The sequence below is a fragment of the Rhodococcus sp. 14-2496-1d genome, assembly GCF_002259365.1.
GTDB lineage: Bacteria > Actinomycetota > Actinomycetes > Mycobacteriales > Mycobacteriaceae > Rhodococcoides.
Genome location: NZ_NPFV01000052.1, coordinates 1,919 through 3,561 on the forward strand (window position 1 = coordinate 1,919; position 1,643 = coordinate 3,561).

The following is a 1,643-nucleotide window of genomic DNA, read 5'->3' on the forward strand; positions in this document are numbered from 1 at the left end:
GAGATCGCGGTGCGGGTGATCCGGGCGGCCGCCGATGCCGGGTTGGCCAGTGTCGCTGTGTACGCCGAGCCCGATGCCGATGCCCCGTTCGTTCGGTTGGCCGACGAGGCGTTCGCCCTCGGGGGTCAGACCTCGGCGGAGTCGTATCTGGTGATCGACAAGATCCTCGACGCCGCCGCCAAGTCCGGTGCCGACGCCATCCACCCCGGCTACGGGTTCCTCTCCGAGAACGCCGACTTCGCCCAGGCCGTGATCGATGCCGGGCTGATCTGGATCGGGCCGTCTCCGCAGTCGATCCGCGACCTCGGTGACAAGGTCACCGCCCGCCACATCGCCGCCCGCGCGAAAGCCCCTTCCGTTCCGGGCACCTCCGAACCGGTGAAGAACGCCGACGAGATCCTCGCCTTCGCCGACGAGCACGGTCTGCCGATCGCGATCAAAGCCGCGTTCGGTGGCGGCGGACGCGGCATGAAGGTCGCCCGCACCCGCGAGGAGATCCCCGAGTTGTTCGATTCGGCCACCCGCGAAGCGGTCGCGGCGTTCGGGCGGGGGGAATGCTTCGTCGAGCGGTACCTCGACAAGCCCCGCCACGTCGAAGCGCAGGTCATCGCCGACCAGCACGGCAACGTCGTCGTTGCCGGCACCCGCGACTGCTCGCTGCAACGCCGCTTCCAGAAACTCGTCGAAGAAGCCCCCGCCCCGTTCCTCACCGACGCCCAACGCAAGGAAATCCACTCGTCGGCGAAGGCGATCTGCCTCGAAGCCGGCTACTACGGTGCCGGGACGGTGGAATACCTCGTCGGCCAGGACGGCCTGGTCTCGTTCTTGGAGGTCAACACCCGCCTGCAGGTCGAACACCCGGTCACCGAGGAAACCTCCGGCATCGATCTGGTGTTGCAGCAGTTCCGTATCGCCAACGGTGAGGAACTGTCGATCACCGAAGATCCCGAACCGCGGGGGCATTCGTTCGAGTTCCGGATCAACGGCGAAGACGCCGGCCGTGGGTTCCTGCCCGCACCGGGCCCGGTCACCACGTTCATTGCCCCGTCGGGTCCGGGTGTGCGCGTCGATTCCGGTGTCGAATCCGGCAGTGTGATCGGGGGCCAGTTCGATTCGATGCTCGCCAAGCTCATCGTCACCGGAGCCACCCGCGAGGAAGCCCTCGCGCGGTCGCGTCGGGCGTTGGCCGAGTTCACCGTCGAGGGGTTGGCGACGGTGATCCCGTTCCATGCTGCGGTGGTCTCCGATCCGGCGTTCATCGGCGACGGGGAGTCGTTCTCGGTGCACACCCGGTGGATCGAAACCGAATGGGACAACCAGGTTGCCCCGTTCACCGCCGGACAACCGATCGGCGACGAGGAGGTGCTGCCGCGGCAGTCCGTCGTCGTCGAGGTCGGTGGCCGACGTGTCGAGGTCTCCCTGCCCGGGGAACTGTCCCTCGGCGGCGGCAACGGCAACGGTGGTGGGCCCGCGGGTGCGGTGCGGCGTAAGCCGAAACCGCGTACTCGTGGTGGTGCCGGAGCCGGCGCGGCATCCGGTGACGCGGTGACCGCACCGATGCAGGGCACCGTGGTCAAAGTCGCTGTCGACGAAGGCCACACCGTCGAGGCCGGGGACCTCATCGCCGTCCTGGAAGCGATGAA

1 protein-coding gene is annotated in these 1,643 nt (G+C 68.0%); it reads left to right on the top strand.

Annotated elements, in window-relative coordinates; all coding sequences use genetic code 11:
• The coding region (locus CH296_RS28355) for a biotin carboxylase N-terminal domain-containing protein (RefSeq protein ID WP_094686285.1) at positions 1-1,643 on the top strand (1,643 nt) is incomplete at both ends.